Raw genomic sequence first — 6,825 nt, 5'->3', positions numbered from 1 at the left:
CACCCGGGCGGGGCGCTGCGTCATCCCCGCCTCACTCCGCGAGCACGACGATGCGGTTGTCGACGCGGGCGACGGCGGACGAACGCCATGCGACTGCGGCGGCGGCCTCGCGCTCGAGCAGGGAACGCACGATGCCCGTGAGCGTCACCGTGTCGCCGGACACGATCACCTCCAGGTGCCGGGAATCCAGCGCGGACGTGCGCGTGAGTGCGTCCATGATCGCCTCTCCCTCATCAGCTGCGAGCGACGCCCGCGGCCGCAGGGTGATGCAGTTCTCGACGACCTCCACACCACGGAGATACTGGGTCGTGCGCACGGCGGCATGCCGTTGGAAGTTCCAGTCCACCTCTCCGCTGAGTCGGACGCTGCGACCCCGCACCTCCGCCGTCACCGACGTCGGCACGTTGCTCGCTGCTGCCAGGCAGCGCGACACGATCCGGGCGAGTTCCGGGGCGGGCGCGCGGGTGGGATGCACCCGGAGGTGGTTCACGACAGTGCGCACGCCTCTCGTGCGACCGGCTGCACGCGTGGCGGCGAGGCGCTCGGCACTCGTCGCCACCTCGCCGAAGAGCGCGACGACGCCACGCTCCACCGCGATGGCGACGGACGAGGCGTCGACGTCCGGACTCCACTCCAGTTCCTCTCCGACGCGGGTCTGCACAGCGAGATCGCTGTCGGTAGCTATCGTCATCGTCTGTTCCTTTCCTGGGTTCTCCGAGGCCGATACCCGCTCCACTGTGGTCCGATTCGACAGCGGAAGGCGGGCCCTTCGTCCCGCCGCGTCGACAGGACCTAGGTCCCTGGCGGGGGGCGCGCCGCGGCGGAAGCTGGGCGCATGGACGACATCACAGAATCAGACCGGGTCATCGTCGGCGTCGACGGGTCACGGTGCTCCGCGGAAGTGCTGCGGTACGCCGCCGGTCTTGCGCGAGCGCTCGGCGTCCGTCTCGAGGCGGTGATCGCCTGGACGTATCCGACCCTCGCGGAGCCGTATCCCATGCCGGGCTGGTCACCGGAGGAAGAGGCGGCCCACACGCTCGACTCGACTATCGGTGTCGCGTTCGGCGATGATCCGCCCGACGATCTCCGGCGGAGCGTGGTGGCGGGACCAGCCGCGCGTACGCTCATCCATCTCAGCGAGACCACTCGGATGCTGGTCGTCGGCAGCCGCGGTCACGGAGGTTTCACCGGTCTCCTCCTCGGATCGGTGAGCATGGCCTGCGCGCAACACGCGCAGTGCCCCGTGCTGATCTACCACGAGCCGAAGCCGCGGGAGCAGGCATCATGACCCCGCGTGCCGGCGGCGAAGACCGGCGTGGTCTCATGCCTCCCACGACGCCGATGCGTGCCGCTCGCACGTCGAACGCCGCGGATCGTGTGACGGCCTCGCTCACAGCCACGCAGCCGCTCGACATCGTGGCCGATCCGCGTGCCGGGACGGCGCGGAGAAGAGCCTTCGATGGCGACTGAGACGGGCAGGCACGGCGGGCTGGGCGTCACCTCCGCGACGGCGCTCGTGGTCGGCTCCGTCATCGGCACCGGCATCTTCGGACTTCCGAGCGCACTCGCGGCATTCGGTCCGATCAGCATCGTGGCGTTCGCGCTCGTGACCCTCGGGGCCGTCGCCCTGGCCCTCGTCTTCGGCCGCCTGACGCAGAGGATCCCCGGCTCGGGAGGCCCGTACCTTTACGCCCGTGAGGCCTTCGGCGAGTTCGCGGGGTTCCTCGCCGCGTGGTCCTACTGGCTCACGGCCTGGGCGGGGAACGCTGCGATCGTGGTGGCTCTGACGGGCTACATCGAGGTCTTCCTGAACACCGGGCATGACGTGATGTGGTCCATCGCCATCGCGAGCGGCTGCCTGTGGCTGCCCGTGGCGATCAACCTCCTGGGTCTGCGCAGCATGGGGGGAGCGCAGGTGGTGTTCACCGTGCTCAAGGTCGTGCCCCTCGTCGTGATCGCCGTCGTCGGCCTTCTCACCTTCGACGTGTCGAAGCTCGGTCCCTTCAACGCCTCCGGAACCGGCGTCGGCACGGCCCTGGCCAGCGCCGGGGCGGTCGCCCTGTTCGCCTACCTGGGCATCGAGACCGCCTCGGTTGCCGCCGGCCGGGTGCGCGACCCGGAGGTCAACGTTCCGCGTGCCACCGTGATCGGCACGGTCCTGTGCGGCGGGTTGTACCTGCTCGGCACGGCCGCCGTGTTCGGTGCGGTCACGAGCGCCGACCTGCGAACCTCCTCCGCTCCCTACAGCGACGCGGCCGTCGTCCTCTTCGGCGGAGAGTGGGCGGGTCAGGTCATCGCCGTGTCGGCGGTGGTGTCCGGGCTGGGCTGTCTGGTCGGATGGACCTTCGTCGTCGGCGAGATGCCATCGGTGTCCGCCGGTGATGGCCTCTTCCCGCGCTTCTTCGCCCGCGAGCATCGCGGAGTGCCAGCGGTCGGCATCATCAGTTCTACCGTCCTGGCGACAGCCCTGATGATCCTCGCCTACACCAGCTTCGAGCGCGTCTTCACGACGGTCGTCCTGCTGACGGTGTTCACCGCCGTCATTCCCTACCTGCTCTCCGCCGCCGCTCAGCTGTCGTGGCTTCTCACGCGTCGGCGAACCCTCTCCGTCCGGCAGCTCGCTCGCGACCTCACCGTGTCGGTGCTGGCATTGGCCTTCAGCTACTGGTCGATGCTCGGCACCGGGGCCGAGGCGACGTACTTCGGGGCGTTCGCGCTGTTCCTCGGCGTGCCGCTGTACCTGTGGACGCGGGCCACCAGATCCGCTGTATCGGCCGACCCCTCCGCCACCACGCCATCGCGTCAGGCATCAGCCGCACGCCGATCAGAGGAGCACGCATGAGCACCGAGGCCTCGCCGTCCCGTCCGCCCGCCGGTCGCATCGACGCGCATGCGCTCGGTGTGCATTCCGAGGCGGGCGTGCTGCGGGAGGTGGTCGTCCACCGGCCAGGGGTCGAAATCGATCGACTGACGCCGGAGAATCACGATCTCCTCCTCTTCGACGATGTGGTGTGGTCGCAGCGTGCACGGAGCGAGCATGACGCGTTCGTCGACGTCCTCAGATCCCACGGCGTCGTGGTGCACGACATAGCCGACCTGCTCGCGGACGTCCTCGAGGATGCGGAGGCGCGCGGGTCCGTGCTCGACAGCGTCTGCGCGGAGGACCGCTTCGGTGTCGTACTCGCCCCCGAGCTGCGTCGGCGGTTGGACGCGGGGGAGTCGGATGACCTCGCCCGCGCGCTCATCGGCGGCATCACGGTGGAGGAATGGGGTGCTCGAGCGGACGGGCTGGTCGCCCAGCACAGCGACCCGTTCGGCTTCCTGGTGCCGCCGTTGCCGAACATGCTCTTCGCCCGTGATACCGCGAGCTGGATATACAAGGGGCTGAGCATCACCACGATGTCGATGCCCGCCAGGCGGCCGGAGACCGTCCTCGTCCGCGCGGTGTACGAGTACCATCGCCTCTTTCGCGAATCGAGCGTCGAGCGCCTGGCTCAGGGAGAAGGTCCAGCGGCCGCGGCGACCGAAGGCGGCGACATCCTGGTCCTCGGTGATCGCACGGTCCTGATCGGGATGGGAGAGCGCACGACGCCGGCCGGTGTGGAGCTGCTGGCGCGGAGCGTCTTCCTGAGCGGTCAGGCCGATCGGGTGATCGCGCTGCCGCTCCCGCGCTCGCACGCCATGATGCACGTCGACACGCTGCTGACGATGGTCGACGAACGGACCTTCGTCCTGTCGCCCGTCATGGATCGCGAGGCCCTGCGCGGCCATCTCCTCACACCGGGCGTGGGCGGCGAAGGGCTGGTCGTCGGTCGACCGCAACCGCTCGTGGGGCTGCTCTCGGATGCGCTCGGAGCGGAGTCCGTTCGACTCCTGACGGTGAGCGCGGACGCACGGATCGCGGCGAGGGAGCAGTGGGACGACGCGAACAACGTGTTGGCACTGAGTCCCGGCGTCGTCGTCGGCTACGACCGGAACGTCCTCACGAACACCATGCTGCGCAAGCACGGCATCGAGGTCATCACGATCAGCGGTGGCGAGCTCGGCCGCGGCCGCGGCGGTCCGCGCTGCATGACGTGTCCGATCCGACGCGACTCGGTCTCCGGTTCGTCCTGATACACGGCTGCGGGAGCGGGATTCGTACGAGGAGACAGGTGAGGGGCTTCGAGAGCTGATGACCGTCGTGAGCTCTCGCGAGCGGTCCGAGCCGTCCGAGTCAGTCCAGCGGTCGCTGACGGGAGGACGCGAACACCGCGGCCTGGGTCCGATGCGTGAAGCCCAGCTTGCTCAGGAGCGATGTCACGTAGTTCTTCACCGTCTTCTCAGCGAGGTGCATCCGTTCAGCGATCTGCCTGTTCGTCTGCGCATCGGCGATCAGGGCCAGGACCTGGCGCTCGCGGAGGCTGAGTGACGCGATCCGGGGATCCGGATGAGCGTCCTCGCGCGTCTCGCGCCGCTCCTGCGCGGTGCGATCGAGACGGCGGGCGCCGGCGGCGAAGCCGGGGGAACCGGGCAGCGGTCGTCCCGAGGCGATGGTGCGCACCGCGCCGGCGACGTCCGCCGTGCGGACGGTCTTCAGAAGGAGCCCATCCGCCCCCGCGGCAGCCGCGGCGCGTTCCCCGCCTGCATCGTCGTACCCGGTGAGTATCAGGCACCGGCATCCCGGGTGCTCGCGGCGAACGGCGCGGCACAGCTCGATGCCGCTGCCGTCGGGCAGGTGCACGTCGAGCACGGCGACGTCGGGTCTGGTCGCCGCGATCCGGCGGAGGGCTTCTCGACAGCTCCCCGCCTCACCGACCACGCAGAGATCGGTCGCCGCATCGATGACGGCGGCAACGGCGCGCCGTACCATCTCGTGATCGTCGACCAGGAAGACCCCGGTCATCTCCGCACCTCCGATGTCGTCGGCCCGTATCCCGCCGACCCCGCCCCGGCAAATGTAGACCCGCAAGGGGTGGCGCCACGGGACCTTCGTCCTTCGTGAGCGCTCGCCGGCCCTGTCGTATATCGGCCCGGCATTGCAGGGGGTACCTGCCGAGGCGAAGCTGGACGGATGGACGACGGATTCCGGGAACCGCAGCTTCCGGGTCCGCGCCCATCGATCGGCACGTGCAGCCGCAAGGCTCAGGACGGTCGGATCCTCGTCGCACAGAGCCAGCTCCGAGATCTCCTCCGGGCGACGCGGGAGCTCACCGGCGAGTTGAGCCTCGAGCGCGTGCTCACCCGCATCGTCCACGTCGCCGTCGACCTCGTGGATGCACAGCACGGCGCGCTCCTGGTGGTGGACGAGAACGGAATGCTCGAGCGATTCACGCAGGGCGGGCGCGCTCAGGCCGCCGCGGAGGGGTTCGCGCGCCCGACGGACGGCGGCGGGCTGCTGCGGGAGATCATCGACGCCGGGCGGACGATCCGACGGAGTGGCCGGGATGACCGACGCGAACCCCACGCGGAGGACACCGCGAATCCACCCATGGACTCCGTCCTCGGCGTGCCCGTGAAGCTGTACGGAGAGATCTACGGCTCCCTCGCCCTGACCGACCGGCGCGGGCGGATCTTCACCGAAGGCGATCAGGAGCACATCGAGGCTCTGGCCGCAGCGGCGGGCATCGCCATCCACAACGCGCGACTGTATGAGGAGGCACGCCGCCAGCAGCGTCTCAGCCGTGCGCTCTCGGAGGTCAGCGCGAGCCTCCTCGCCGCGGAGGGTGACGAGGTGCTCGGTGTCGTGGCAGAGCGGGTTGCCAGAGTCGTGCCGGTCGATCTGGTGACCGTGGTCGTGCCGCTCGATGACGAACGGCTTCGCGTCGAGGTCGCTCGCGGTCGGCACGCAGCCTTCCATGAGCAGCGCATCGTCCCGGCGGGGACCTCGATCGCGGCGCGCGCGATCGACACGGGCGCCGTGGTGAGCGGCCGGTTCGCCGACGGGGAAACGCCGAGCGGAGCGGAGGACTCCGGCGTCACCGTGGCTGTGCCGCTCGTCACAGCCGGCCGTCCGCTGGGCGCACTGTGCGTGACCCGCTGCGCCCCGGATGCGGTGTTCTCCCAGGTCGAGCTCGACGCCATCGCGGAGTTCGCGACGCAGACGGGCCTCGCGATCTCGCTGGCGTTGGCGAGGCGCGACAGACAGCGTCTCGAGGTCGTGGAGGAGCGCGCCCGGATCGCCCGTGACCTGCACGACAATGTGATCCAGAGGCTGTTCGCCGCCGGGCTGAGCCTTCAGGGACTCGCGCTCGCCGCGCCGCAACAGGTCGACGAGCTCGAGCGGATCGTCACGGAGATCGATGCGGCCATCGGCGACATCCGCGAAGGCATCTTCCCTCTCCGGGCAGGGTCGGCGAAGCGAGGCGACCGTCCGCTGCGCCAGCGCATCCTCGATGTGGTCGTGGAGCTCACGCCCGGACTGGGGTCCTCCCCGGCCGTCACCTTCGTCGGTGCGCTCGACCAGGCGATCACGGGTGACCTCGCCGAGGACGTGGTCACCGTCGTCCGCGAGAGCCTGGCGAATGTCGCTCATCATGCCGACGCGCACGCGGTCGCCGTCACGGTCTCCGCCTCGGACACCGCGGTCACCGTCACGGTCGAGGACGACGGGGTCGGCGTGTCGCCGACGCGCGGCGCCCATAGCGGGGGAACGGCCAACCTGGCCGAGCGCGCCGCCGCGCGGGGCGGGAGGTTCGAGCTCACGGATCGGCCGGGGAGAGGCGCCGCGGCGTGCTGGTCCGCGCCGCTCACGCGATCTCGTCTCGACACCGCCGAGGCGGACGGTCTGTCGAGAGCGGTGCGGCGGTCCGCGAGCGATCTCTAGCCCGTGCCTCCGCGGCGTGT

General features: G+C 70.1%; 7 protein-coding genes. 5 read left to right on the top strand and 2 right to left on the bottom strand.

Annotated features, from left to right (window positions below; translation table 11 throughout):
• Nucleotides 1-31: 31 nt before the first annotated feature.
• Nucleotides 32-691 (bottom strand): BON domain-containing protein, encoded by a 660-nt coding sequence (locus M3C17_RS11150; protein WP_259977798.1) that lies wholly within the window; start codon nucleotides 689-691, stop codon nucleotides 32-34.
• Between the two features lie 144 nt (nucleotides 692-835).
• On the opposite strand from M3C17_RS11150, the gene M3C17_RS11145 reads away from it, so the two are divergent.
• The 4 genes from M3C17_RS11145 to M3C17_RS11130 are packed head-to-tail and all read left to right on the top strand — an operon-like array spanning nucleotide 836 to nucleotide 4,116.
• Nucleotides 836-1,288, top strand: a complete 453-nt coding sequence (locus tag M3C17_RS11145; RefSeq protein ID WP_259977797.1) for a universal stress protein — start codon at nucleotides 836-838, stop codon at nucleotides 1,286-1,288.
• A complete protein-coding gene (locus M3C17_RS11140; protein ID WP_259977796.1) occupies nucleotides 1,285-1,470 on the top strand; it encodes a hypothetical protein in 186 nt (61 codons plus the stop codon). The genes M3C17_RS11145 and M3C17_RS11140 overlap by 4 nt, the downstream gene beginning before the upstream one ends.
• On the top strand, nucleotides 1,460-2,842 hold the full coding sequence (locus tag M3C17_RS11135) for an amino acid permease (protein WP_259977794.1): 1,383 nt from the start codon (nucleotides 1,460-1,462) through the stop codon (nucleotides 2,840-2,842). The genes M3C17_RS11140 and M3C17_RS11135 overlap by 11 nt, the downstream gene beginning before the upstream one ends.
• Nucleotides 2,839-4,116 (top strand): arginine deiminase, encoded by a 1,278-nt coding sequence (locus tag M3C17_RS11130; protein WP_259977793.1) that lies wholly within the window; start codon nucleotides 2,839-2,841, stop codon nucleotides 4,114-4,116. The genes M3C17_RS11135 and M3C17_RS11130 overlap by 4 nt, the downstream gene beginning before the upstream one ends.
• A gap of 100 nt (nucleotides 4,117-4,216) precedes the next feature.
• Here M3C17_RS11130 and M3C17_RS11125 read toward each other — a convergent pair whose 3' ends face one another.
• The gene (locus M3C17_RS11125; RefSeq protein WP_259977792.1) at nucleotides 4,217-4,885 is read right to left on the bottom strand and encodes a response regulator transcription factor; all 669 of its coding nucleotides are present in this window, start codon (nucleotides 4,883-4,885) and stop codon (nucleotides 4,217-4,219) included.
• A 168-nt stretch (nucleotides 4,886-5,053) separates the two neighbouring features.
• On the opposite strand from M3C17_RS11125, the gene M3C17_RS11120 reads away from it, so the two are divergent.
• The gene (locus M3C17_RS11120; RefSeq protein WP_259977791.1) at nucleotides 5,054-6,805 is read left to right on the top strand and encodes a GAF domain-containing protein; all 1,752 of its coding nucleotides are present in this window, start codon (nucleotides 5,054-5,056) and stop codon (nucleotides 6,803-6,805) included.
• The last annotated feature ends 20 nt before the right edge of the window (nucleotides 6,806-6,825 follow it).

The organism is Microbacterium sp. p3-SID336 (assembly GCF_025143365.1).
GTDB lineage: Bacteria > Actinomycetota > Actinomycetes > Actinomycetales > Microbacteriaceae > Microbacterium.
Note: the sequence above shows the minus strand (reverse complement) of the source record. Positions and strands in the feature narration are given on the sequence as shown.